26 protein-coding genes are annotated in these 25,324 nt (G+C 64.4%); 9 read left to right on the top strand and 17 right to left on the bottom strand.

Going from position 1 to position 25,324, the window contains the following annotated elements:
• Positions 1–20: 20 nt before the first annotated feature.
• Positions 21–365 (bottom strand): ATP-dependent Clp protease adapter ClpS, encoded by a 345-nt coding sequence (clpS, locus tag ACW8PS_RS10130; RefSeq protein ID WP_491527268.1) that lies wholly within the window; start codon positions 363–365, stop codon positions 21–23.
• A 110-nt stretch (positions 366–475) separates the two neighbouring features.
• On the opposite strand from clpS, the gene ACW8PS_RS10125 reads away from it, so the two are divergent.
• Positions 476–1,180 (top strand): HAD family hydrolase, encoded by a 705-nt coding sequence (locus ACW8PS_RS10125; protein WP_491527267.1) that lies wholly within the window; start codon positions 476–478, stop codon positions 1,178–1,180.
• Between the two features lie 198 nt (positions 1,181–1,378).
• Complete coding sequence (locus tag ACW8PS_RS10120; protein WP_491527265.1) at positions 1,379–1,999, top strand: CDP-alcohol phosphatidyltransferase family protein; 621 nt, start codon at positions 1,379–1,381, stop codon at positions 1,997–1,999.
• Here ACW8PS_RS10120 and ACW8PS_RS10115 read toward each other — a convergent pair.
• From ACW8PS_RS10115 to ACW8PS_RS10105, 3 genes are all read right to left on the bottom strand, one after another.
• A complete protein-coding gene (locus tag ACW8PS_RS10115; RefSeq protein WP_491527264.1) occupies positions 1,947–3,170 on the bottom strand; it encodes an MFS transporter in 1,224 nt (407 codons plus the stop codon). The two genes, ACW8PS_RS10120 and ACW8PS_RS10115, sit on opposite strands and share 53 nt — an antisense overlap.
• Before the next feature lie 94 nt (positions 3,171–3,264).
• Positions 3,265–4,254 carry an NAD(P)H-quinone oxidoreductase gene (locus ACW8PS_RS10110; RefSeq protein WP_491527263.1) on the bottom strand — a complete coding sequence of 330 codons (990 nt, stop codon included), beginning with the start codon at positions 4,252–4,254 and terminating at the stop codon, positions 3,265–3,267.
• A gap of 26 nt (positions 4,255–4,280) precedes the next feature.
• The gene (locus tag ACW8PS_RS10105; protein WP_491527262.1) at positions 4,281–4,973 is read right to left on the bottom strand and encodes a COQ9 family protein; all 693 of its coding nucleotides are present in this window, start codon (positions 4,971–4,973) and stop codon (positions 4,281–4,283) included.
• Positions 4,974–5,079: 106 nt separating this feature from the next.
• Between ACW8PS_RS10105 and rpsU the strand changes: the two genes are divergently transcribed.
• Entirely contained in the window at positions 5,080–5,286 is a 207-nt protein-coding gene (gene rpsU, locus ACW8PS_RS10100) for a 30S ribosomal protein S21 (RefSeq protein WP_071673777.1), read from the top strand.
• A 186-nt stretch (positions 5,287–5,472) separates the two neighbouring features.
• Here rpsU and ACW8PS_RS10095 read toward each other — a convergent pair whose 3' ends face one another.
• The 5 genes from ACW8PS_RS10095 to ACW8PS_RS10075 all read right to left on the bottom strand — a co-directional run bounded on the left by ACW8PS_RS10095 (position 5,473) and on the right by ACW8PS_RS10075 (position 9,931).
• Positions 5,473–6,123, bottom strand: coding sequence for a hypothetical protein (locus ACW8PS_RS10095; RefSeq protein WP_491527261.1), 651 nt, complete (start codon positions 6,121–6,123; stop codon positions 5,473–5,475).
• A complete protein-coding gene (locus ACW8PS_RS10090; protein WP_491527260.1) occupies positions 6,120–6,260 on the bottom strand; it encodes an aa3-type cytochrome c oxidase subunit IV in 141 nt (46 codons plus the stop codon). Before ACW8PS_RS10090 ends, ACW8PS_RS10095 begins: the two co-directional genes overlap by 4 nt.
• Positions 6,261–6,665: 405 nt before the next feature.
• Complete coding sequence (locus ACW8PS_RS10085; RefSeq protein ID WP_491527258.1) at positions 6,666–7,136, bottom strand: DUF6173 family protein; 471 nt, start codon at positions 7,134–7,136, stop codon at positions 6,666–6,668.
• 4 nt (positions 7,137–7,140) lie between these two features.
• Positions 7,141–8,172, bottom strand: coding sequence for an MBL fold metallo-hydrolase (locus ACW8PS_RS10080; RefSeq protein WP_491527257.1), 1,032 nt, complete (start codon positions 8,170–8,172; stop codon positions 7,141–7,143).
• A 55-nt stretch (positions 8,173–8,227) separates the two neighbouring features.
• Positions 8,228–9,931, bottom strand: coding sequence for an acyl-CoA dehydrogenase (locus tag ACW8PS_RS10075; RefSeq protein WP_491527256.1), 1,704 nt, complete (start codon positions 9,929–9,931; stop codon positions 8,228–8,230).
• Positions 9,932–10,034: 103 nt separating this feature from the next.
• Here ACW8PS_RS10075 and ACW8PS_RS10070 point away from each other — a divergent pair, with 103 nt between their 5' ends.
• A complete protein-coding gene (locus ACW8PS_RS10070) occupies positions 10,035–10,997 on the top strand; it encodes an L-threonylcarbamoyladenylate synthase (RefSeq protein WP_491527255.1) in 963 nt (320 codons plus the stop codon).
• Positions 10,998–11,139: 142 nt separating this feature from the next.
• Here the strand turns inward: ACW8PS_RS10070 and ACW8PS_RS10065 are convergent, their stop codons facing one another.
• Positions 11,140–11,697 (bottom strand): YqgE/AlgH family protein, encoded by a 558-nt coding sequence (locus ACW8PS_RS10065; protein WP_491527254.1) that lies wholly within the window; start codon positions 11,695–11,697, stop codon positions 11,140–11,142.
• A 137-nt stretch (positions 11,698–11,834) separates the two neighbouring features.
• Here ACW8PS_RS10065 and ACW8PS_RS10060 point away from each other — a divergent pair, with 137 nt between their 5' ends.
• Entirely contained in the window at positions 11,835–12,656 is an 822-nt protein-coding gene (locus ACW8PS_RS10060; protein ID WP_491527253.1) for a protein-disulfide reductase DsbD domain-containing protein, read from the top strand.
• A 150-nt stretch (positions 12,657–12,806) separates the two neighbouring features.
• Here the strand turns inward: ACW8PS_RS10060 and ACW8PS_RS10055 are convergent, their stop codons facing one another.
• The 5 genes from ACW8PS_RS10055 to ACW8PS_RS10035 form a co-directional block, all read right to left on the bottom strand.
• Positions 12,807–16,202: an efflux RND transporter permease subunit gene (locus tag ACW8PS_RS10055; protein WP_491527252.1), complete on the bottom strand. Its 3,396-nt coding sequence runs from the start codon at positions 16,200–16,202 to the stop codon at positions 12,807–12,809.
• Positions 16,199–17,683, bottom strand: coding sequence for an efflux RND transporter periplasmic adaptor subunit (locus ACW8PS_RS10050; protein ID WP_491527251.1), 1,485 nt, complete (start codon positions 17,681–17,683; stop codon positions 16,199–16,201). The genes ACW8PS_RS10055 and ACW8PS_RS10050 overlap by 4 nt, the downstream gene beginning before the upstream one ends.
• 83 nt (positions 17,684–17,766) lie before the next feature.
• The gene (moaB, locus tag ACW8PS_RS10045; protein WP_491527250.1) at positions 17,767–18,309 is read right to left on the bottom strand and encodes a molybdenum cofactor biosynthesis protein B; all 543 of its coding nucleotides are present in this window, start codon (positions 18,307–18,309) and stop codon (positions 17,767–17,769) included.
• A 302-nt stretch (positions 18,310–18,611) separates the two neighbouring features.
• Complete coding sequence (locus ACW8PS_RS10040) at positions 18,612–19,211, bottom strand: metallophosphoesterase family protein (protein WP_491527249.1); 600 nt, start codon at positions 19,209–19,211, stop codon at positions 18,612–18,614.
• Entirely contained in the window at positions 19,211–19,984 is a 774-nt protein-coding gene (locus ACW8PS_RS10035; RefSeq protein ID WP_491527248.1) for a uracil-DNA glycosylase, read from the bottom strand. Before ACW8PS_RS10035 ends, ACW8PS_RS10040 begins: the two co-directional genes overlap by 1 nt.
• A gap of 113 nt (positions 19,985–20,097) precedes the next feature.
• On the opposite strand from ACW8PS_RS10035, the gene ACW8PS_RS10030 reads away from it, so the two are divergent.
• From ACW8PS_RS10030 to plsY, 4 genes are read left to right on the top strand one after another with little or no spacing between them, the layout of a single operon-like run.
• Positions 20,098–21,051 carry an aspartate carbamoyltransferase catalytic subunit gene (locus ACW8PS_RS10030; protein WP_491527247.1) on the top strand — a complete coding sequence of 318 codons (954 nt, stop codon included), beginning with the start codon at positions 20,098–20,100 and terminating at the stop codon, positions 21,049–21,051.
• On the top strand, positions 21,044–21,451 hold the full coding sequence (locus ACW8PS_RS10025) for a hypothetical protein (protein WP_491527246.1): 408 nt from the start codon (positions 21,044–21,046) through the stop codon (positions 21,449–21,451). The genes ACW8PS_RS10030 and ACW8PS_RS10025 overlap by 8 nt, the downstream gene beginning before the upstream one ends.
• A complete protein-coding gene (pyrC, locus tag ACW8PS_RS10020) occupies positions 21,448–22,740 on the top strand; it encodes a dihydroorotase (protein ID WP_491527245.1) in 1,293 nt (430 codons plus the stop codon). Before ACW8PS_RS10025 ends, pyrC begins: the two co-directional genes overlap by 4 nt.
• Positions 22,740–23,348 carry a glycerol-3-phosphate 1-O-acyltransferase PlsY gene (plsY, locus tag ACW8PS_RS10015; RefSeq protein ID WP_491527310.1) on the top strand — a complete coding sequence of 203 codons (609 nt, stop codon included), beginning with the start codon at positions 22,740–22,742 and terminating at the stop codon, positions 23,346–23,348. Before pyrC ends, plsY begins: the two co-directional genes overlap by 1 nt.
• Positions 23,349–23,491: 143 nt before the next feature.
• Here the strand turns inward: plsY and fosX are convergent, their stop codons facing one another.
• Together fosX and ACW8PS_RS10005 are read right to left on the bottom strand one after the other, a co-directional pair.
• On the bottom strand, positions 23,492–23,893 hold the full coding sequence (gene fosX / locus ACW8PS_RS10010) for a FosX/FosE/FosI family fosfomycin resistance hydrolase (protein WP_491527244.1): 402 nt from the start codon (positions 23,891–23,893) through the stop codon (positions 23,492–23,494).
• 3 nt (positions 23,894–23,896) lie between these two features.
• Positions 23,897–25,267: a glutamate--cysteine ligase gene (locus ACW8PS_RS10005; RefSeq protein ID WP_491527243.1), complete on the bottom strand. Its 1,371-nt coding sequence runs from the start codon at positions 25,265–25,267 to the stop codon at positions 23,897–23,899.
• Positions 25,268–25,324 lie beyond the last annotated feature (57 nt).

The raw sequence follows: 25,324 nt of genomic DNA, 5'->3' as shown, positions 1-25,324 counted from the left end.
GTTGAGGCGGCGCAGGGGCGCTATTCCTCTTTCTCCATGGTGCATTGCAGGGGGTGTTGGTTACGACGGGCGAAATCCATCACCTGTGCAACCTTGGTTTCGGCAATTTCATAGGAAAACACGCCCACAACGGCCAGGCCCTTTTTATGCACGGTCAGCATGATCTCGACCGCCTGGCCATGGGTGATGCCAAAGAACCGCTCCAACACGTGAACGACAAATTCCATCGGCGTGTAATCGTCGTTCAGCAGCAGCACCTTGTAAAGCGGCGGGCGCTCTGTTTTCGGCTTGGTCTGAGTCAGCAGATCGGAATCAACCCCGGTGCGGGGTTTTATGGCCATGGCTGTCAACGGATACAGAATCATTACGCCTTCCAGGGGATCGCCGTTATGGTTTGGTGACGGCAAGTATATAGGCCCCAATGGGGTGCAGAAAAGGGGGCGATTGCGGGCACGACCCCGGAGGAACGGGATAAATGCGATCTGAAATCGAAACAATCGGCTTCGATGCGGATGATACGCTGTGGCAGAATGAGAGTTTTTTCCGCCTGACTCAGGACCGGTTTGCCGATCTGTTGGCCGATTTCACCGACCGCGCAACCCTGATGGACCGCCTGCTGGAGGCCGAGAAACGCAATATCGGTCAATATGGGTTCGGCATCAAAGGCTTCATGCTGTCGATGATCGAAACCGCCATAGACATTACCGATCAAACCGTCCCTGCATCGGTCATCGCCGAAATTCTTGCCGCCGGGCAGGAGATGCTCAGCCATCCCATCCACCTTCTGCCACATGCGCAACAGGCCATCGAGGCGCTGGCCGACAGGCATCGTATCGTGCTGATCACCAAGGGCGATCTGCTGGATCAGGAACGCAAACTGGCGCAATCGGGCCTGGGCGATCTGTTTGACGGGGTCGAGATCGTCTCGCACAAGACCCCGGCAACCTATGCCCGCGCCTTTGCCCATCACGGCACCGGGCCGGACCGGGCAATGATGATCGGAAATTCGCTGAAATCCGATGTGGTGCCCGCGCTTCAGGCCGGGGCCTGGGGGATCCATGTGCCACACGGGCTGACCTGGGAGCTGGAACATGCCGCCCGGCCCGACACCCATCCGCGGTTCCGCGAGATCGCGGATCTGGGGGCGGTGGTCGATCTGGTGGCCGAGATCGATGGCTGAAGCACGTCTCGCAATAGCCGGGACGGGGTGCATCGCCGGGCGCATTGAAATCTGCGCTTTCAGGCCGCGTCAGGTGATGCATGTTTTTTGAGAAATTCCCTAGCTGGCACAGAGCCACGCGAACGTGTCTTGCGCCCGCATCCATTGCCCCGCAGGTTGCGCACAGGATAGTTCCCGACCTTCGGACAAGCCCGCCCCATGATCGACGCCCGCCTTCTGCCGCTGCAACGCCGTCTGACCCATCCGCCAGCCGCGCTTCTGTATCGTCTTGGCGTGCCGCCTGATTTTATCACGCTGACAGGGTTTGCCCTGGGCGTTCTGGCCTTCATTGCCATTGCGCTGCAAGCCTACCTGCTGGGGCTTGCGCTGCTTGCACTCAACCGCATCGCCGACGGGCTGGACGGGGCCGTGGCCCGTCTGGGCACGCCCACCGACCGGGGGGCTTTTCTCGATATCGCGCTCGATTTCGTGTTCTACGCATTGGTGCCACTTGGCTTTGCGCTGGCCGATCCCGGTGCAAATTCGCTGCCGGCGGCGATCCTGATCTTCAGCTTCGTCGGCACCGGCTCGTCCTTTCTTGCCTTTTCGGTTCTGGCCGAAAAGCGCGGGCTGGATGCGCGGGATTTCCCGACCAAGGGCATCCATTACCTCGGTGGCCTGACCGAAGGCTTCGAGACCATCGTGTTTTTCATAGCCTTCTGCCTCTGGCCACAGGCCTTTCCGATCCTGGCCTATATCTTCGCCGGTGCTGCAATGATCACGACCGTCACCCGCTGGATGATTGGCTGGCAGGTGTTTGCGCCGAAGGCCAGACCCTGACCGCCACGGCCACCGCCGCTGCCGCGACCACCGCCAGCACCAGCAACGTCCCCGGCAACCCGATCGCCGGCCCCAGCCAACCCGCCATGGGATAGGCCAGCAGCCAACAGGCATGGCTCAGCGCGAAATGCGCGGTGAAAATGGCGGGCCGGTCCTCGGCGCTGGCCGATCGCTTCAACAACCGCCCCGATGGCGTCAGAACCGCGGCGTTCAGCGCGCCAAACCCGGCCCAGACAGCCAGCAGCACGGGCCACGGGCCGGTGCCCGACGCCATCACCAGCCCATAGGCCAGCCCGAGCACCGCCAGCCCCGCTCCGCCCGCCAGCATCACCACCCGGTCGGAAACGCGCCGCAAGACCCGTGGCAGAACCAGCGCCACCAGCATCGAGCCTGCCCCAAACGCGGCCAACGCAGCCGCCACATCGCTTTCATTGCCGCCAAACCCGGCGCGCACCAGCACCACGGTATCGACCAGAACAAAGGAAATCACCGCCGACACCGCCATGCTCAGCGCCAGAAGGCCCCGCAAACGCGGCACCGCCAGATAAAGCCGCACCCCGCGTGTCAACCGATCTGGAAACGACCGTGATCGGGCCACCCCCGGCTGCGGGATCCGGGTGCATAAAATCAACAGGGTCGACACCAGAAACCCCGCTACAGTTCCCAGAAACAGCGTGTTGTAGCCCATCACCAGCAACAGCAACCCGGCCAATGCCGGGCTCACCAATGTCTCGATATCCAAGGCCAGGCGGCTCAACGACAGCGCGCGGGTATAGTCTTCTTCATCGTGCAGAACATCCGGGATCACCGCCTGAAACGCCGGTGTAAACGTGGCCGAGGCGGTTTGCAGCGCAAATATCAGCACGTAGATCTGCCAGATCTCACTGATGAATGGCAGCATCAACGCCACGCCCGCCCGCACCAGATCAGCCCCGATCAACACCGCCTTGCGCGGCAACGCGGCAAACAGGGCCGCGGCCAGCGGTGCCACCCCGACATAGGCCAGCATCTTGATCATCAGCGCCGTGCCCAGCACCGCCCCCGCCCGGTCGCCGGCCAGATCATAAGCCAGCAGCGCCAGCGCCACGGTCAGCAATCCGGTGCCCGTCAACGCAACGATCTGCGCCGCGAATAGCCGCGCAAAAACACGGTTGCGCAACACCGTCAGCATTCATCGCACCCCATCTTCTTCTTTGTGAAAATACTCCCGCCGGAGGCGCCACCATCAACACCAGGCGCGAAAACCCGAAAAGGCAAGCTACCTCTCACCGAACCTTCAGCACGATCTTGCCGATATGTTCGCTGCTTTCCATCCGCGCATGTGCCTGGGCCGCATCCGCCAGCGCAAATTCCGAATCCATCACCGGCCCGATCTTGCCCGCCGACAGCAAGGGCCAGACCTGCGCCCTCAATTGATCCGCGATCGCCGCCTTGGCCTGGTCGCTTTGCGGGCGCAGGGTCGATCCCGTCATCGTCAATCGCTTGGTCATCAGCACGGCGAAATTGACCTCGGCCACCGGGGCCTGCAAAAACGCGATCTGCACCAGCCGCCCGTCCAGCGCCAGGGTTTTGAAATTGCGCGCAATATAGTCGCCGCCGACCATGTCGAGGATCAAATCCGCGCCGCCTTCGGCCCGCAGCACCTCAACAAAATCCTCCTCGCGGTAATTGATCGCACGCTCCGCGCCCAACTCCTCACAGGCAGCGCATTTTTCCGCCGATCCCGCGGTTGCAAAAACCCGCGCGCCCAGTTCGCGCGCCAGCTGAATGGCGGTGGTGCCGATGCCAGACGAACCGCCATGCACCAAGAACCGCTCGCCGCCCTGCAACCCGCCGCGCATCACCACATTCGACCAGACCGTGAAATATGTCTCACACAGCGCCGCAGCGCGCGCCATATCCATGCCGACGGGCACCGGCAGCGCGTGATCTTCATGGGTCAGCGCAAATTCGGCGTAGCCGCCGCCGGGCAACAAACCCGTCACAGCGTCGCCCACCGCCCAACGGCGCACCCCCGGCCCCACCGCCGCCACGATCCCGGCAGCCTCAAGCCCCGGCAGGGGCGAGGCCTCTGGCGGCGGCGCATATTTTCCCGCGCGTTGCAGCGCATCGGGCCGGTTCACGCCGGCATAACCCACCGCGATCAGAATCTGGCCGGCCCCCGGAACCGGGACCGGAACCCGGGTCTCGCGCAAAACATCCGGCCCGCCGGGCCCGGTTATCTCAACGGCGCGCATCTCTGCCGGTATCTGCATTGCTGCCCTCCTGGTTTCGGTCTGTTTCAGCTTTGATCGCGCCCGCCGCAATGGCCGGGCATATCCGGCGGCGGCGTTCGGGCCGGGGCCCTCACCCGGTCCAGCAACCAGTTCGGCCCGGCCAGAAAGGGGGCCAAAACCTTGCTTTCCCGCATTCGCGCCTTGAGCTTTTCCACCTGCATCACATCGTCGATGCGCCGGTCCAGAAACCCCCAGGTCGCATTGTGGCCTTCGCTGGTATCACCCAGCCAGAACAGCACGGTGGCCGAATAGACCCCCGACAGCGTCAAGCGTTTGGTATACCAGTTGTAATCCTCGCTGCTATCCCCGATCGCGTCCCAGATCGCATCGGCCGTTTCCCACAGCGCACGCGCGCCGTCAGCGGCATGGATGGGCAATGCAAACAGCGTCGTTCCGCGCCGCACCGCTTCCTTCTGATCTGCCATCAGCTCCAGCCGCAGCCGCACCGCATGGGTGATCTTTTCGCGGATTTTCATCCCCTCCAGATCGCCTGCGGTCAGTGCCGCCACCATGGCCGCGTCGCCACGCCGGTGAAAGGCCATCGCCAGATCGACCGCGCCGCGCGGAAAAAGCGCCCGCGCCGCGGCGATGTCCACGCCGATATCCTCGGCCGCCGCGACCAGCGTGGCGTCAGACCAGCCATCAAAACCCACATGCGCCAGCGCCGCATCCAGAATGTCGTCTTTCAGATCTGTCATAGCTGCCTCCGCTGCCCGCAATGCTAGACATATAGCGGGGCCTTTGCTATAGCGCCACTTCCTGCAAATTCTTGCAACTCAAACTTAGAAAGGTGGTGAAAACCACATGCAGGTTAGTGTTCGTGACAACAATGTCGATCAGGCGCTTCGTGCCCTGAAGAAAAAGCTGCAGCGTGAAGGTGTTTTTCGTGAAATGAAGCTCAAGCAGCATTACGAAAAGCCGTCCGAGAAGAAAGCGCGCGAAAAGGCCGAAGCAATTCGGCGTGCTCGTAAACTGGCTCGGAAAAAAGCGCAGCGCGAGGGGATGCTTTAAGACCCTCAGGCTTTGCGAACCGGTCGGGGGTAACCCCGCCCAAAAAGACTTCCCCCGCACCATCCGGTTCGGGGGTTTTCTTTTTTGTCGCCCGTTGCGACGGGTCATTTGCGGCTTTGCCCCCCTGAATGCAAAAAGCCCCCGGGCGGAACCGGGGGCCTTTCAGGCATGGCATTGGGCAATGGCTCAGCCGCCATCAGCCTCGATCTCGGCGGCGCGCAGCAGGCGCAGATCGGCTGCCGCCTGACGGCCCAGAATCTCGCGATTATTGTCGCTGTCATCGTCAAAGATGCGGCGGGTGCGCACGCCGGGCAGTTCGGCAAACATATCCATCGCGCGGCGCGGGAACCAGGAGGTGCTTATATTCTCAAAGCCCGGCACCTGCTGCAGGATGCGGGTGATGGAAATCGTGCATTGTGCCTTGGGCACGGCCCCGTATTCCTGCACCAACCGGCTCAGGCGTGCCGCAACCTCGGGCGTCACATCCAGTTCCTGCACCACGATATGATAGGTCTCGCGGGCATGGTAATCGGTGTAGAAATCCAGCAACTGCGGAGTCATCCCGTAGATCACATCATTGCGTTCGGGGGCCGCGGGATGGCGCCAGGTGCCGGCGGGGTCGAACAACAGCCGCTGCTCGCCGTCGATCATCAGCGCCAGATGCCCGCCAGCGCCCGATCTGTTCGAGATCATGGTATAGAGCGTGATCATCGGGCTGCCCGGCGGCTCGTAACGGGCCTGCGCGACCGCCTCATCGGGGGCCCAGACAACTTCTCCGGCGCAAGCGGAAAGAGCCAGAACCGACCCGAAGGCCAGGAATCTGCGCCGGTCCATCATTGGAAAAACAGCGCCAGAAAGACGATCACCCCGATGCAGAAGATAATCGCGTTGGTCAGGAACTTGACGAAACCGCTGAAGGTTTCCTCCTGCTCATGAATGTCCATTTCGCCGTGCTTATGTCCGTTATCAGCCATTTTTGTATCGCGTCCCGTTAGCGTTTTGTCATGTTGTCTTTCGGATAGCTGATTTCGCCGGGCCTGTCACGCGTCTGAAGGCCTCACATCGCTCGATTGTGATCGAATTACCGCCCTGGCGGCACCGGCTTCAGCATCAACGGGCAAGGGTCGGAAACCTCCGGGCGGCGCACCACCTCGAACCGAGCCACCGGCGCTGCGTCGCCCACAGCCATGTAATCGGCAAGTCGCCCGGATTTGGCATATAGACTGCTGCGGCTTCCGGCATGACCCCGGCCGGTGACAGGATCATTCAGGCCAATTTCAGCCAGGGCCCTGAAGGTGGCGCTGCCGGGCAGAGCTGGCCCATGCGATCAACACATCATGGATGTTTTTCGCCCCAGGCATTCAGGCACAGGAGCCGCATTATTCGGGCATGCTGCCCTCTAATTCAACGGCCAGCCGGAACCCGATTCGTTGTGGAGGTTGGTCCGGTTGTTGCTTGGGCAAGGCGCGCAGGGTTACGCTGAGCTGGCTGACATGCTGGATCAGCTGCGATTTGATGCCTTCGGGGTCGGATCCGTAATAGGTGATGATGTCGGGTGCGAAAAACCCCATGCCCTCGATCCGCATGACGCCCGCGTCGGACCCGGTAAAGCCCATCGCAACCTCATGTTCGGCGTCCAGCTGTTCCTCGAAATTGCTGATATAGAGGATGATGCGTTCATAGGCCCATTCGGCGGGCGATTTCTCCGCCACCGGTTTTCTGGCCAGTTCCCTGGGCAGCGGCACCTGTTCGGGCGTTTTCGGCGCGTCGGGGTCGCAATGAACCGCGCGGGCATCGGGCAGCACCGCGCCTTCCATGGCCTCGGCCGATGTCCGTATCTCGTCGCCCACATGCTCACTCCCGCAATTGCCAAAGCCACGCGCCGTCTGAGCGCCGGGTTCGGGTGACCTCCTGCAACACCAGAAGATGGTTCAGATGGGCCACGGTTTCAACCAGGGCCAGCCCATAGGTGCCCGCATCGATACTGCGCTTGAAAAGCGGCTGGAAGCAATCACTGGCCACACGCGGGGTCCGCAGATGCGCCCGCAGCCGGGCCAAGGCACCGTGATGATTTTCGATCAGCTGATGCAGCCGGTCGGGCAGGCCGGTAAAGGGCAGTTTGTGACCGGGCAGAACCAGCTGATCGGCCCGCGCGAACCGCGCCATATGGGTGCAGCTTTCGATCCAGTCGGTCACCGGGTCGGCCATCGGCTCAGTCGCATAGACCCCCAGATTGGGCGAGATCGAGGGCAACAGCTGATCGCCGCCAATCACCAGATCCCCCTCCCGACACCAGAGCGTGGCATGCTCCGGGGCATGGCCATGGCCGATCCGCACATCCCAATCGCGCCCGCCAAGATGCAGCACATCACCGGCGCGGATGCGGCTAAAGCCGAGCGGCAGCGGGGCCACCATATCGGCAAAGTTGAACGGGCGTTCGCCCGCCCGCTGCGCCAGAATATCCGGGTCCATGCCTGCCGCGCGCCAGAAATCCAGCGTTTCGGCCGTGGGCCGCTCCTGTTCATCCAGCACCAGCATCCGGGCCATCAGCCAGGCGGTGCGGGTGGTGATCAGCTCCGCGCCCTGCGCCATGAACCAGCCCGCCAGCCCGATATGATCAGGGTGGTGATGCGTGACAATCACCCTTGTCACCGGCAACCCCTGCATCGGACCGGCCAGCAGCCTGCCCCATATCGCGCGGCTGCGGCGGCTGTCGAACCCGGTATCGACCACGGCCCAGCCATCGCCGTCGCCGTCGCGCAAGGCGTAGACATTGACATGATCCAGCGCCATCGGCAGCGGCAGGCGCATCCACAAGATGCCCGGCGCGACCTCGATCGCGGCACCCTCGGCCGGCGGTTCCGAATACGGATAACGCAGGGTCATGTCATGATGCCCGTGACGCCAGTGCCCGTTGGCCTGCAAACCATTTTCATACGCTTCACGCCGACAACTCGTCTGCGCTCAAGGCATAGAGATCACCCGCCCCCAGAACCGCTTGCGCCAGCAACCCATCCACCTCAGGCAGCAGCCGCGCGATGAAAACCCGCGCCAGTTTCGCACGCGCGCCATCCGGCCCCTCGGCCAGCGCCGCGCGCAGGTGGTAATGCCCACCCAGAACCCGCGCCACCGCCATCAGATAAGGCACCGCACCCGCGAACCGGTCATTCAACCCAAGCGCCACCAGCTTTTCAGTCGCCGCGCGCAACGCGCCCGAGGCCGCAAACAGCGGCGCGCCCTCAGGCCCGGCCGCCGCTGCCGTGGCATCGACCTCATCGAGCAGCGCAAACAGTGCCGCGCCGCCATCCATCATCTTGCGCGCCACAAGGTCCATCGCCTGAATGCCATTGGTGCCCTCATAAATCGCCGTCACCCGCACATCGCGCAGAAATTGCGCCGCGCCGGTTTCCTCGATGAACCCCATGCCGCCATGCACCTGAATGCCCATCTGGCTGACGGCAATCCCGGTTTCGGTGCCATAGGCCTTGGTCACCGGCGTCAGCAAAGCGGCGCGCGCGGCCCAATTGTCCTCCCCCGTCGCCTTCGCCATATCGATCGCCACCGCATTGTCCAACGCAATGGCGCGCGCGGCAAAGGTCTCGGCCTTCATCAATACCAGCATCCGGCGCAGATCGGCATGATCCAGAATGGTGCCGGTGCCGTTCTCGATCGGGCTGCGCCCCTGCTTGCGTTCCAGCGCATAGGCCAGGGCCTGCTGATAGGCTGCTTCGGCCTGGCACAGCCCCTGCACCCCGACCCCAAGGCGGGCATTGTTCATCATCGTGAACATCGCCGCCATGCCGCCATTGGGCTTGCCGATCATCCAGCCGGTGGCCCCGTCAAACTGCATCACCGCCGTGGGCGATCCGTGCAATCCCAGCTTATGCTCCAGGCTGACCACATTCAGGCTGTTGCGCCGCCCGGGATTGCCCTGTTCATCGGGGATAAGTTTGGGCACCAGAAACAAGCTGATCCCCTTGGTGCCCGGCACCCCGTCAGGCAGACGGGCCAGCACCAGGTGGCAGACATTTTCGGTAAAATCATTATCCCCCCAGGAGATGAATATCTTCTGGCCCGAAATCGCAAAGCTGCCATCGCCATTATCCTCAGCCTTGCTGCGCAACGCGCCCACATCCGATCCCGCCTGCGGCTCGGTCAGGTTCATGGTGCCACACCATTCGCCCGAAATCAGCTTCGACAGATAAAGCGCCTTGATCTCGTCGCTGGCGTGATGCTCCAGCGCTTCGATCTGGCCCTGGGTCATCAACGGGTTCAACTGCAACGACAGGCAGGCCGACCCGATCATCTCATTGACCGCCGTGGTCAGCACCATCGGCAGGCCCAGCCCGCCATGATCAGGATCCGCCGACATGCCGATATAGCCGCCCTCGGCAATCGCGCGGTAGCCGTCGGCAAATCCGGGGCTGGTGCGCACCACGCCATTCTCAAGCCGCGCCGGATGCAGATCGCCGCCCCGGTTCAGCGGGGCCAGAACCTGCTCGGCCATGCGCCCGGCCTCGGTCAGGATCGCCTGCGTCATATCGGGCGTGGCCTCGGCAAACCGGTCGGTCGCGGCAACGCGGGACATGCCCACGACATGTTCCATCAAAAAGGCAAATTCCGTGACGGGCGCGGTATAAGGCATGCTCTCTCCTCCTTGGCAGGGCGACGTGGGCGCGCTATGGCCCTGTCCTGGCTGCCGTTATGACCGGCGCGCAGCTCCGATCAACAGAAACGTAGCGTCCATCATGGCCCTTCACCAGACCAAAACCCTGCTCCCTGACGCCGCGGGCATCGCCCAGGCCGCCGCCCTGCTGAGCGAGGGCCAGCTCGTCGCCTTGCCGACCGAGACCGTCTACGGCCTGGCCGGCGACGCCCGCAGCGATCTGGCCTGCGCCCGGATATTCGAGGCCAAGGGGCGGCCACGTTTCAACCCGCTCATCGTGCATCTGCCCTCTCTGGCCGCAGCCCAGGAGATTGCCGAGTTTCCCGGTGATGCGCAGGCATTGGCCGCCGCGTTCTGGCCCGGACCCCTGACCCTGGTGCTGCCGCTCAAACCCGGCCACGGCCTGTCAGCGCTGGTCACGGCAGGGCTCGACACCGTGGCGCTGCGGGTCCCCGACCATCCAGTGATGCAGGCGGTGCTCGAGGCCTTCGGCGGCCCTGTCGCGGCCCCGTCGGCCAACCCGTCAGGCCGGATCACCGCAACCACCGCCGCCCATGTCCATGCCGGGCTTGGCGGAAAAATCGCCGCCGTGCTCGATGCCGGGCCCTGCCCGGTCGGTCTCGAATCCACCATCGTTGCTCCCGGCCCAAATGGCACCCGCCTGCTGCGCGAAGGCGGCCTGCCGCCCGAAGCCTATGCAGGCCTCTGCGGTCCGGTCCAGACCGACACCACCCCCGGCAAGATCGCAGCCCCCGGCCAGCTCTCCAGCCATTACGCCCCCGCCGCCGCCCTGGTGATGAATTCCGACCTCAGCGACCCCACCGCGATCCGCATCGGCTTTGCCGGCCCCGGCCCCGATCTGACGCTGAGCCCAACTGGCGATCTGGTCGAAGCCGCCACCAACCTGTTTCGCATCCTGCATCAGGCCGACGCCATGGCCCGCGCCAGGGGGGTCACCGAAATCCATGTCGCCCCGGTGCCTGATACCGGCCTGGGCCGTGCCATCAATGACCGCCTGCGCCGCGCCGCCGCGCCGCGCGGCTGACCGCGCTCAAGCGCCACAATCGCCTCATTCATCTTGGAAAAATACCTCAGAGGGTTTGGGAGAGGATCTCCCAAGCGGTCGGGCGAAGGCTCCCGGCACGGGGGCCCGAGCCCGATCGCACAGCCGGTCGCCGCACAGCCGTTCACGCCCGCCCGGCATCGCCCGACAGCATCAGCGGCGACACCCCCAGCACACCCAGCGCCGCCTCCCATTTTGCATCCATGTCGCTGCCAAAAACAATCTCGGCCCGGGCCTCGCAGGTCAGCCAGCCATTCCTGCCGATCTCATCCTCCAACTGCCCGGCTCCCCATCCGGCATAGCCAAGCGCCATCATCGCGCGGGTCGGCCCGCCGCCATGTGCCAGATCCTCCAACACATCCAGCGTCGCGGTCATGGCAAAGCCACCCGGCACGACCAGCGTGGTTTCGGGGGAACCGTAATCGTCGCTGTGCAACACAAAGCCGCGCCCGGTCTCGACCGGCCCGCCAAACAGGACAGGTATCAAAGGCGGGCGCACGGCCTCGATCCCCAATTGCCCGATCATTTCGGCAAAGCTCAACTCGGTCACCGGCTTGTTGATGATCAGCCCCATCGTGCCGGTCTCGGAATGCTCGCACAAAAACACCACGGCTCCCGCAAAGCGCGGGTCGCCCATTCCCGGCATCGCGATCAGCAACTGGCCGGTGAAATTTGTGCTCATGGCCTCTCCGGTTCTCTGTCTTGCCACAAGGATGTGCGCAAATCCCGCGCCGCGCAAGGTAACTCCATCGCCACGCCCGGCAACAGTTCGCCAAAACGTGACTTTCCTTTGGCCGCGTCACCTCCTAATCCGGGATCATGATCCGATCCTACCTGTTGCTCCCGCTCATCGCTGCCATTCTGGCCCTGTCCCCGCTGCCCGCCGACGCCCAGACCGGCGGCCGCGATCTGTCCGACATCGTTCAGCTGGAGCTTCTGCCCGGCTGGCGGCGCGATGACGGCACCCATATGGCCGGGCTCCTGATCCGTCTGGCCCCCGGCTGGAAGACCTATTGGCGCTCGCCCGGCTCGGCCGGCATCCCGCCACAGCTGCAAATGCGCCCCCGGCGCGGCCTGCAGGGCGTGCAACTGTTCTGGCCGGTGCCCGACATCTTTTATACCAGCGGCTATCGCTCGATCGGCTATTACGACCAGGTGCTGCTGCCGCTGCAGGTCAATCTGGCACCCGGGCAGGGTGAATTGCGCATTCGCGGCACCATGTCGATCGGGGCCTGTCTGGATGTCTGCCTTCCTGTTTCACTCGATTTTCGCGGCACGCTGCAACCGGGCGGCAGCCCCGACCCGCGCATTACCGCGTCCCTCGCTGACCGGCCGCTGACAGCAGCCGAGGCCGGCGTCGGCACCGTGACCTGCCGTTTGACCCCGATCGCCGATGGCATGCGCGTCCTGGCCCGCATCCCGGTTGCGCGCCAGGGTGCCACCGAAGTCGTGGTGTTTGAACTGCCCGACGAAGGCACCTGGGTGTCCGAGGCCGAAGCCACCCGGTCCGGTGGCACATTGACCGCCACCGCCGATATCATCCCCGCCGATGCCGGGCCCTTTGCAATGAACCGCTCAACACTGCGCATGACCGTTATCGGCGACGGCACCGCCATCGACATCCTTGGCTGCCGGGGCTGATAATCCGAACGCGCAGATAATCCAGCCCGTCGCTATGACGGCTTGAAGGGCTGCCCACATAGTCCAAAACCAGCCCCCACTTTTCGGCTCGCGCTCTTATCTGCCGCGCAAGGCATTCCGAAAACCGGTCCCCACTTTTCGGCCTGCGCTTCAGACCCGCCGCAGATTGACCACGCCATGCAAGGCCAACCCGATCAGCCAGACCGCCAGACAGATCGCCGCAGCCCCGCCGGCAAAGGTCAGAAACGCGCCGCTCATCCCTTCCGGCATTGCAGGCAACATCCCCGCCAGGGGCGCATAGATCCCGCCGCTGACCAGAGCCGCCCCGATCGTCGCCACAAACAGCGCCGCGACAACCAGCCCCGCCAGCCCGACCCCCGCCAGCATCACCGGTGCCCGCGCCGCCGCGGCCATGGCGCGCCGAAAGGCCAGTATCTGGCGGCCAATATCCTGCTGCATCGCAATGATCGACGGCACCACCAGCAACACCACCACCAACCCGAAGCCCAGCCCGTAAACCAGCGTGATCACCGTGGGTTTCAGAAACTGCGCCTGGCTTGAGGATTCATAGAGCAGCGGCGACAGGCCCAGAACCGTGGTCAGCGTTGTCAGCAGAACCGGCCGCAACCTGTCGGTGGTGGCATCAATGATCGCCGGCACCAGCCCGCGATCGGTGGCATAGTCATCCACCGTCGTGACCAGCACGATGGAATCATTGATGATGATCCCGGTCATCCCGATCAGCCCCACCACTGTAAACATGCTCAACGGCACGCCCCAGGAATTATGCCCGTAAATGGTGCCGATCAGGCCAAAGGGAATGATCGCCATGACCACAAGCGGCCGGGTCCAGCTGGCAAAGATCCAGGCCAGCACCAGATAGATTCCGATCAGGGTAAGCGCAAAGCCGAGCAGCGCATCGCTCAGAAACTCATTCTCCTGCTCCGCCAGCCCGGCCAACCGGGTGCCGACCCCGAAATCGGCCTCCACCTGCGGCAGGATCACATCGCGCAGTTCGGTCATCACCGCCTCGGCCCGGGCCGGGTCATCTTCGGATATATCGCCCGTCACCGAGACCAGACGCAGCCCGTTTTCCCGCCGGATCGTCGAAAACCCCGATCGGGACGTGACCGAGACCAGATCGGCCAGCGGCACATATTCACCCGATTCCGCCCGCAGCAGCGTCCGGTCCATGAAATCGGCGGTCAGCTCGCCAGCCGGCAATTCCACCCGGATCGTGGCGGTGCGCACCCCCGACGGGAAGGTTGCGGCCTCGATCCCGTTCAGGCGGTTGCGCAGCACCCGCCCGAGTGACCCGATATCGAACCCGAGCGCCTGGCCCTGCGGTGTCAGCTCAAGGATCATCTCATCGCGGTCATAGGCCAGGCTGTCCTCCAGCGCCGAAACCTCGGGAAAGGCGCGCAGCGCGGCCTGAATCGCCATCGCGGCATCTTTCAGCACTTCCGCTTCGGCCCCGAAAAGCTGCACATCCAGCGAATCGCCACCGGGCCCGCCACGATGGCCGCGAAAACTGACGGCCTCGGCCAAGGGATGATTGACCACCTCATCCTGCAAATCGGCAACAAACTGAAAACTGGAATAGGGGCGCAGATCGGGGTCGATCAGCTCGATCGCGATAGAGCCCAGAAGATCGCCATCCTTGTTTTCGGCAACCGCCAGCCCGCGGCCGGTAGAGCCGCCGATCTCGGCCAGCACATATTCCAGCGGGTTCAGGCCGTATTCTTCCTCATAGCGCGCGGCAACAGCGGCCGTGGCGCGCTGCATCTCGCGCATCATCGCCAGACTGTCGGCCCGGTCTGCGCCCTCCAGCATCGCAAAATTGCCCGAGATGCTGCTTTGTTCGGGCGCGTTGAAGAACCGCCAGGTCACATCGCCGCGCACAAACACCGCAATCTGGCTGGCCAGCACCATGATGACAGCCGCCAGCACCGGGTAGCGGGCCCAGATCACCAGCTTGATAAAGCGCCGAAAGATCGTGTCGCGCAGCCAGGTGAACCCGATATTGACCACCCGCGACGGCCAGTCATACCAATGGTTGCGGCCCGAATGGGCCAGCGCATGGGCCATATGATTGGGCAGGATCAGAAAGCATTCCACAAGGCTCGCGATCAGCACGATGATCACGGTAAAGGGGATATCGGCAATCAGTTCACCAAACCGCCCGCCAATGGCAACAAGCCCGGCAAAGGCCAGCACCGTGGTGATGCTGGCCGCGAAAACCGGCGCGGCCATGCGGCGGGCGGCGTTTTCTGCCGCCTCGACCGGGCTTTCGCCCAATCGCCTGGCCCGAAAATCGGCATGTTCGCCGACCACGATGGCGTCATCGACGACAATACCAAGTGTGATGATCAGAGCAAAAAGCGAGACCATGTTGATCGTCAGCCCGGCCACATACATCAGCGAAATCGCCGCCAGCATCGCCACCGGAATGCCCGCCGCCACCCAAAAGGCAATGCGCGCATTGAGGAACAGGAACAGCAGCAACACCACCAGCCCAAGCCCCATCAACCCATTGTCCAACAGCAGGTCCAACCGCCCCTGGATAGATGCGGCGCGGGTGCGGATCAGATCGACCGAGACCCCTTCGGGCAAGGTCAGCTGCAACGCCGCCGCGACCTCCTCGACCGCATTCTGAATGCCGATGGCGTCGCCCCGGTCAGACCGGTCCACCCGGATCGAAATGGCGCTTTGCTCGCCCACGAAATAGGCCCGCCTGCGGTCGATTCCGGCCTCACGCACCACGGCCACATCGCCGATGGTCAACGCCGATCCGTCCTCATTGTTGCGCAGGGCGATGCCCGCGATATCAACTGCGCTGCGCCGCGCCACACCGGTGCGCACCCGCGCATTGGCCCCGGTGACATCGCCTGCGGGGGCGGTATCGACCTCGGCCGCGATCGCCTGCGCGATGCCGGCCATGGTGATGTCATGCTGGATCAGCGCCGCCGAGGGCACCTCGACCATAACCTCGGGGGCCGCGACGCCGCGTATCGTGGTCCGCGTCACACCGGCATCGAACAGGCGGGCGACAAATTCATCGGCGAACCGGCCCAGTTGATCGACACCCACCGGGCCGGTGATCACCACATCGGTGACCCGGTCACGCCAGACGCCGCGCCGCACCACGGGATCTTCGGCATCCTCGGGCAGGGTGGTGACGGCATCGACCGCCACCTGCACATCATCGGCGGCGCGGCCCATGTCCCAACCCGGCTCGAACTCCAGCCGGATCGAGGCCCGCCCCTCGCGCGATGTGGCGCTGCTCTCGGACACGCCTTCAACCGATAACAGCGCCGGCTCCAGCACCGCGACAATCGCCCGATCCACATCTTCGGCCCCGGCCCCGGTCCAGGCCACCGAGACGCTGATACTATCAACCACGACATCGGGGAAAAACTGCGCCCGCATCCGCGGGAAGGTCACCAGCCCGGCCACGATCAGCACAACCAGCAACAGGTTGGCTGCGGTCCGGTGCCGGGTGAAATAGGACAGCACGCCGCCCGCTTTGTCGGGCAGCCGCCTCATCCGCCCATCCGGCTTTCGATCCGGGTGACAATGCGCGACGGCACTTGATCCTCATTGAGTTGCCGCAGCATCCGTGCCCGGACATCTTCGGGGATGAAACTGTTGCCCTCGACAAAGGCAATCAGGCGGGCGCGGCGATCCGGGTCCAGCGCGATGGTTGCGGGGTCCTCGGCCCCAGGGTCTTCGGGCGCGGTGTCAGCGGTGTCAGCGGTGTCGGGACGCAAGGGATTGACCCGGATGCCCGCCCCCAGAACCGGTGACCGCACGGTCACAATCTCGCGCCCGTAAAGCGGTGGCGCGCGGATGATCACATTGTCGCCCTGACGGCGCAACAGCGTCACCTGCGCCTCCTCCAACCGGTCATCTTCGCCCAATACCAGCACCCGGTTTTCGGCATCCAGCGCGGTGGCGGGCAACAGGGCCACCGATTGCAGTTCGGGTTCCTGCAATTCAACAGTCACGAAATCGCCAACCCGAAAGCCGCGCGTTTCCAGCATCTCGGCATAGAGCAGCCGCCCCGATTGCCCCTCCCGCACCGCGCCGCTTTCGCGGGTCAGGCGGGCAGGCGCGGTCAGATCGAGGCCCAGCACATCCAGCACCACCGTGACATCGGCTTGCGGCAAGCTGCCATCCGCGGCCAGCAGCCGGGCATATTGCGCGGTCGAGACGCGGAATGAGACCTCCAGCGCGTCGGCATCAATCAGGCGCGCCACCTGTTCATTGCGGTTGACAAGGCGGCCCTGCACCACCGCGACATCGGCCAGAACGCCGGCAAATTCGGCGCGCAATTCGGTCTCCGCCAGCACCCGTTCAGCCTCGGCCAGGCTGATCTGGCGGCGCTCCACCATGGTGCCGGTCTGATCCAGCCGCGCCATGGCCTGCGCCAGGGCCTGACGGCGCGACAGCACCGCCTGATTGGCGCTGGCAGCGGCCAGTTCGGCGGTTTCCAGCGACGCCGCCGATCCCACGCCGCGTTCCAGCAGGTCGCGCTGACGCGCCATCGCGCGGGCCCGCAGATCGGCCTGCGCCCGGGCACCGGCGACATCCTCGCGCGCCAGGATGACCGCAGCCTCGGCCTCGCGCAGATTGCCCTCGGCCTCGCGCAGGTCGGCCGCCGCCACATCGCGGGCAGACATCGCCTCCGCCGGGTCAATGCGCAACAGCAATTGGCCCGCCGTCACCGCGCCGCCATCCTCAAACCCCTCGGCCAGTTCCAGAACCGTGCCCGCCGCGGGGGCGCGCAATTCCAGCGATCGGCGCGACCGGATCTCGCCAAAGGCGGTCAGGATGGGCACGGTATCGACCGGTTCCAGCCGCCGCAGTTCGGCCGTGAATACCCGTTCGCGCACCTGGCCCGGATGGCCCGCAGCATCCCAGCGCGATTGCAGCGCCGTCCACACGGAATTCCCGGCCACTGCCAGCAGCGCGACCGTCAGTGAGATAAGAAACAGCCCCGTAAGGGAACGACGGAAAAAACGCATAGGGCCACAGACCTTTGGCAACCGGTTCACGCTATAGATAGGGCCAAGCCGCAACCGGGCCAAGTAAAGCTTGCACGAGCGCGCTACTTGCGCCGCTTATGTTCATCCAGACGCGGAAAGATCTCGACAAAATTGCACGGCATGTGCCGATAATCGAGCTGCCATTGCAAAATCTCGTCCCAGGCATCCTTGCAGGCCCCGCTGCTGCCGGGCAGGGCAAACAGATAGGTGCCGTTGGCAACACCGCCGGTGGCGCGCGACTGCACCGCCGAAGTGCCGATTTTCTGGTAGGAAATCATGGTGAATACCGTGGCAAAGGCCTCGATTTCCTTTTCATAGACATCGCGATGCGCCTCGACCGTCACATCGCGGCCGGTCAGCCCGGTGCCGCCGGTGGTGATGATCACGTCAATCTCGGGGTCGGCGCACCAGACGCGCAGCTGATCGGCAATGTCAGTGCGTTCATCGCGCAGCATCATGCGACCGGCCAGAATATGGCCCGCGCCCTCGATCCGGGCCTGCAACAGGTCGCCCGATTTATCCTGCGCCAGGCTGCGCGTATCGGACACCGCCAGCACGGCAATGCGGACGGGGATGAAATCACGGTTCGGGTTCAGACGTGTCATGGCGGTGCGGTCTTTCTAGCGGTGCGCGTGGCCAAAGCGCCAAAATCAGGAACCTGCGGCGGCCCTATCTAAAAAACGCGGGGCAGCAACGGGCAGGCGCGGGGTGGCCAGCGTTCGGGTCAGCCAGCTGCGGCCGTCTTCGCTGTTTACGAAATTCAGCAGGAAACCGGCATCGGGGGAAAGGTCGCAGATGGCTTTGCACCCGCCGCTCATAGCCTGCCGCAACCTTCGTTTCCGCCACCCGATCGGGCAGGATGCCAGATCCGGATACGCGGCGATCACGGCAAGGGCCGGCAACGCCTTCACGCGGTCACCTCGAACCAGTGCACGGCAGGGCCCAGATTAAGGGCGCGCGTGGTCCCGATCCGGCCTTCCACGCCCCAACTGTCATGGATATGCCCGCAAAGCGCCAATTGGGGCTGGATGCGCAGAATGGCATCCCGGATGGCGGTCGAGCCGACCGAAAGACCCGCCGATGTCACATCGCCCACCCCTTTGGGCGGCGAATGGGTGATCAGGATGTCGGCGGCGGCGCAAGGGGCAAGCATCGCCGCCGCCATAGCCTCGTTCAGGTCGCATGACCACGCACCAAAGGGCGTTTCCGGCACGCCATAGCCCAGGCCGAACAGGGTGATCGCGTCAATTGTCACGCTCTGGCCGTGCAGCACGGTCACATCGCCCGACACCGCCGCGCGCAGCTCCTCGGCGCTTTCGGCATTGCCCGGCACCACGACCATCGGCGCGGTGATCCCGGCCAGCAGCGCCATCGCACCCGCCAGATCCTGCCGCATATTGCAGAAATCCCCCGCCCCGATGACCAGATCGGCATCGGCGCTTGCCGCCACGATATCGGCGGCGCGGGCGCGGGCGTGGTGCAGATCGGAAAAAGCCAGAATGCGCATCACCCCTCCAGCCGCGCCTTCAGCGCCAGCAGATCGGCCCAGGCCTCGCGCTTCATGATCGGATTGCGCAACAGCCCGGCGGGATGAACCATCGGCAGCGCCGGGCGGCCCTGCACCTCGGCCCAATTGCCGCGCAGCCGGGTGATGCCGCGCCGACCGATCAGCGCCTGACAGGCGATATTGCCCATCAGCACCACCAGTTCGGGCGCGGCCAGTTCGATATGGCGTTTCACGAAAGGCACCATCATGTTCATTTCCGCCTCGGTCGGGTCGCGGTTTTGCGGCGGGCGCCAGGGCAGGATATTGGTGATATAAAGCGCCCGCGCGGCGTCAGGATGGGCGCGGCCCATGCCGATGGCGTCAAACATCCGGTCCAGCAATTGCCCGGCCCGCCCCACAAAAGGCCGCCCTTCGCGATCTTCGTCCCGCCCCGGTGCCTCGCCGATGATCATCACGCGCGCGCCCGGGTTGCCGTCAGCGAAGACCAGGTTTCGGGCCCCCAGGCGCAGATCACAATGGCCGAACGCTTCCATCTCGTCCTGCAGGGCGGTCAGGTTGCCTGCCCGCGTCGCGGCCTGCCGGGCCGCCACCACCGGGTCGATCTCCGCCTTTTCCGCAGGTGCCCGCGCCGCCGCCACGGGGGCTGCAACCGGGGCTTTCTCGGGCAGATCATAGCGATTGACGGGTGCGTCCCCGATGGCCTCATCGGCACCAAGTTCGACCTGCCATTCCAGCAGGGCCTTCAGGTGATGAAAATCAAGCGCAGGGTCCATGCCGCCCAAGCTAGGCCCGGTTGCAGGCAAGGACAATGGGGGACATGCCAGAGCCATCTTGTCGGCCCCCCGCCTTGTTCCTATAAGCGCTGAAACCGGTTCGGAGTGCGGCCATGACATTTTCCCAACGTCACCTTCTGGGCATCGAGCCGCTGGACCCCGCCGAAATCACCACCATTCTGGACCTCGCCGACCGCTACGCCGAGATGGAACGCAGCGCCGCCAAAAGTTCCACCGCGCTGGCGGGGCTGACCCAGATCAACATGTTTTTCGAAAACTCGACCCGCACCCAGGCCAGTTTCGAGATCGCGGGCAAGCGGCTCGGGGCCGATGTGATGAACATGGGCATGCAGACCAGCAGCGTGAAAAAGGGCGAGACCCTGATTGATACCGCGCTGACGCTGAACGCGATGCATCCCGATCTGCTGGTCGTGCGCCACCCGCATTCCGGCGCGGTCAACCTGTTGGCGGAAAAGGTGACCTGCGCGGTGCTGAATGCCGGCGACGGGCGCCATGAACACCCCACCCAAGCGCTGCTCGATGCGCTGACCATCCGCCGCGCCAAGGGCCGGTTGCACCGCCTGAATATCGCCATTTGCGGCGACATCGCCCATAGCCGCGTGGCGCGCTCCAACATCCTGCTGCTCGGCAAGATGGAAAACCGGGTCAAGCTGATCGGCCCGCCGACGCTGATGCCCGCAGGCGTCGCCGATTGGGGGGTCGAGGTTTATGATGACATGCGCAAAGGGCTGCAAGGCTCTGACGTGGTGATGATGCTGCGCCTGCAACGCGAACGCATGGATGGCGGATTTATCCCGTCTGAACGCGAATATTACCACCGCTACGGGCTGGACGCGGAAAAGCTCGGCCATGCCAAGGATGATGCCATCGTGATGCATCCCGGTCCGATGAACCGCGGCGTCGAGATCGACGGCACCCTGGCCGATGACATCAACCGTTCGGTCATTCAGGAGCAGGTCGAGATGGGCGTCGCCGTGCGCATGGCGGCGATGGATCTGCTGGCGCAGAATTTGCGCGCTGAACGGGAGGCCGCGGCCCATGTCTGAACCCATCACCTTCCGCGCCGACCGCGCCACCTATTGGCGCGAACATGCCTGGATCGCCGCCTTCGCCATGGCGCTTGGCATGGGCGTGCTGTGGATCATGGACAACCCCGATATCTGGACCGGGGCCGTGGGCGGGCTCTTTGCCGTGGCGGTGCGCGGCTTTTATCTGGCCTCGGACGAGGCCAATGCCGAATGGGTGCTGACCGACACCGATATTTCCGGCCCCGCGAACCGCCATATAAGGCTGGCCGATATCGCCAAGCTGCGCAGCCTTGGCAGCGCGGTGCAGATCGTCACCCGCGGCGGCGACAAGCATCTGATGAAATACATGGCCGACCGCCCCCGTGTCATGGCCGAGATCGAGGCCGCCAGGCACCAGCTCGAGGAGCCTTATGGATGATCGCCACCCTGCTGGAAAACGCCCGCCTGATTGATCCCGATGCCGGCACGGACAGCCCCGGCTGGTGCCTGATCCGCGAGGGCCAGATCGCCGCTCTGGGCGCGGGCAGCCCGCCCGCGCCAGAGGGGGCCACCAGCCGCATTGATTGCGCCGGACAGGCGCTGGCCCCCGGTATCATCGACATCGGCGTCAAGACCTGTGAACCCGGCGAACGGCACAAGGAAAGCATCCGCACTGCCGGGCTGGCGGCGGCGGCGGGCGGTGTCACCACCATGGTCACCCGCCCCGATACCACGCCAGCGCTGGACACGCCCGAAGTGCTCGAATTCGTCAAACGCCGCGGGGCCGAGGTGGCGAAGGTGCACATGTTGCCGATGGCGGCGCTGACCAAGGCGCGCGCGGGGCGCGAAATGACCGAGATCGGGTTTCTGCTGGATGCCGGGGCCGCCGCCTTCACCGATTGCGACCATGTCCTGCGCGACCCAAAGGTGCTGGCCCGCGCCATGACCTATGCCCGCAGTTTCGGGGCCCTGATCATCGCCCATCCGCAAGACCCGGACCTGTCCGCCGGGGCCGCCGTCACATCCGGAAAATTCGCCTCGCTGCGGGGCCTGCCCGCCGTGTCCCCGATGGCCGAGCGGATGGGGTTGGAACGAGACCTTGCGCTGGTCGAGATGACGCAGGCGCGCTATCATGCCGATCAGATCACCACCGCCGCCGCCCTGCCCGCACTGGCCCGCGCCAAACAGGCCGGGCTTGATGTCACCGCCGGGATCTCGATCCATCACCTGACGCTGAACGAATTTGACGTCGGCGATTACCGCACCTTCTTCAAGGTCAAGCCGCCTTTGCGCGCCGAGGATGACCGCATGGCCATGGTCGAGGCGGTCCGCGATGGACTGATCGACATCATCTCCTCGATGCACACACCGCAGGATGAGGAAAGCAAACGCCTGCCCTATGAGGTTGCCGCATCGGGTGCCGTGGCGCTGGAAACGCTGCTGCCCGCCGCGCTACGCCTGTATCATGCCGGGCACCTGACCCTGCCACAGCTCTTTCGGGCCATGGCGCTCAACCCGGCCCGCAGGCTCGGCCTGCCCGCCGGTCGGCTGGCCGTGGGTGCCCCGGCCGATCTGGTGCTGTTCGATCCCGACGCGCCCTTCGTGATGGACCGTTCCACATTGCGCTCGAAATCCAAGAACACACCGTTTGACGGCATGCGGATGGAGGGTCGGGTATCGCTGACCATTGTCGGCGGCACCGTGGTTTTTGACAGGTCCGCCCCATGATCCCGGCGCTGGAGACCTCGACCGCTCTGATGGGCCTGACCGCGCTGGCCGCCTTTCTGCTCGGTTCGGTTCCGTTCGGGTTGATGATCGCGCGCGCCTTCGGGCTTGGCGATATCCGCCAGATCGGGTCGGGCAATATCGGGGCCACCAATGTGCTGCGCACCGGCAACCGGCCGGCGGCCTTCCTGACCCTGTTGCTGGATGCGGGCAAAGGCGGCATCGCAGTGCTGCTGGCGCGGGCGTTCCTGGCCGAGGACGCCGCCCAGATCGCGGCGCTTGCCGCGTTCCTGGGGCATTGCTTTCCGGTGTTTCTGGGGTTCAGGGGCGGCAAGGGCGTGGCCACATTCCTTGGCACATTGCTGGTGCTGTTCTGGCCCGCGGGAATTGCCGCCTGCCTGACCTGGGCGGTGACCGCCGCATTATCGCGCATCTCGTCGCTTTCGGCGCTGGTCGCGGCCGCCACGGCCCCGGTCTGGATCAATATATTGGGGATGCCGCAGGCGGGGCTGGTCACGGCGCTGCTGGCGGCACTGGTCTTTGTTCGCCATGACGCCAATATCAAACGGCTGATGCGTGGCGAGGAACCCCGGATCGGCGGCAAATCCTGAGCCGAAATCCAAACGGGCCGCGCGCCTGAAATTGCAACCGCATCGCCCGGGCGCAAACCCGTCATGGCTCACCCGCCCTGCGGCTTCTTCTTTGCAAAAATACTCATATCCAAACCCGGGCGTCCAATCGCACCGGCCCGTATCTACCGCCCCGCGCGATACCGGTGCAGCCGCTCCGCCAACGTGCCGGAATGCAATTCAATCAGATGCCCATCCGGCCCGTAGAAATAGACCGAATGCCCTTCACCGGCAACGCGGGGGCACCCCGGCAGCACCTCCAGCCCAAGCGCCGCGATCTCGGCCAGCCGGTCCTCCAGCTCCTCCTCATCGACCCGGAACGCGACGTGGTTATAGCTCCGCTCGGCCAATGCCGCGCCCTGCATCACCGCGACCCAGACACCGCCGATATCATAGAACCGTTCCGGCGCATGCGAAAACGCATCGGCCCCGCTGTCATAGATCTTGCGCGCCTTCAGCACCTTGATCAGAACCTCCTCCATCCGGTCCGGATCGGCGCTGATAAAGGTGATGTGGCTCAGGCTCATGGGTCAGTAACTGCAATCGGCAAAGATCCGGGTCAGATCGCCGTTCCAGTCGCCATAATACAGCTCCAGCAATTCATCGGCGGGGGTCTTGCCGGTGTCCAGGCTTTCGCGCAGCGCGTTCAGGAAATGCGTTTCATCGGGCACCAGGCCGCCGGCACCGGGGCGGGCGCGGGTGGCCAGGCCATGTTCGGCAATCTCGACCACCCGGGTGGCCAGATCCTGCATCTTGATGCCATGTGTCTCGGCCTGCAAACCATCCACCGAAGCCGCGACGCGCAGGGCTTCCCGCGTTTCAGCGTCCCAGCCCTTGACCAGATCCCAGGCCGCATCCAGCGCGCTTTGCTCATAGGTCAGCCCGACCCACAGGGCCGGCAAGGCACAAAGCCGCCGCCACGGGCCGCCATCGGCCCCACGCATCTCCATGTATTTCTTGATCCTTGCCTCGGGAAAGGCCGTGGTCAGGTGATCGGCCCAATCGCTCAGCGTTGCGATCTCGCCGGGCAGCGCAGGCAGCTTGCCATCCAGGAAATCGCGAAATGACATGCCCAGGGCGTCGATATATTTGCCGTCGCGATAAACGAAATACATCGGCACATCCAGCGCGTATTGCACATAGGCCTCGAACCCGAAGCCCTCCTCGAACACGAAGGGCAACATGCCGGTGCGGGCCGGATCCAGATCGCGCCAGACCCGGGACCGCCAGGATTTATGGCCATTCACCTTGCCCTCGAAGAAGGGGGAATTGGCGAAAAGGGCGGTGGCCACCGGTTGCAGCGCCAGCGCCACGCGCAGTTTCTGCACCATGTCCGCCTCGGAGGCGAAATCGATATTGACCTGCACCGTGCAGGTGCGCCGCATCATCACCCGCCCCATGGTTCCGACCTTGCCCATATAGCTATCCATCAGCTTGTAGCGGCCCTTGGGCATCAGCGGCATCTCATCATGGGTCCAGATCGGGGCCGCGCCCAGACCGATGAAGCCAACCCCGATCTCATCGGCGATGTCTTTCACTTCCCGCAGATGGGTGTTCACCTCGTCACAGGTCTCGTGGATGGTTTCCAGCGGGGCACCCGACAGCTCCAGCGCGCCGCCGGGTTCCAGCGACACATTTGCGCCGTCCTTTTCCAGCCCGATCAGTTGCCCGCCTTCGCGGATCTCGGCCCATCCATGGCGGTCGCGCAGCCCCGACAGCACCGCGACGATCGACCGTTTGCCCTCAAATGGCAGCGGCTTCAGCGTATCCTTGCAATAGCCGAACTTCTCATGCTCGGTGCCGATCCGCCAATCGGATTTCGGCTTGCAGCCATCGGCCAGATACTCGGCCAGTTGCTCGTGCCGTTCAACGGGGCCGCCGCCGGATTGGGGAATGGACATGGGGGAAGGCCTTTCGCGGCGCTAAAAACGAGGTTTTCGGAGCCAATCCCTGACCCC

The organism is Alterinioella sp. (assembly GCF_058343375.1).
The sequence above is the reverse complement of the archived record's forward strand: the minus strand, read 5'-3'. Positions and strand labels throughout refer to the sequence as shown.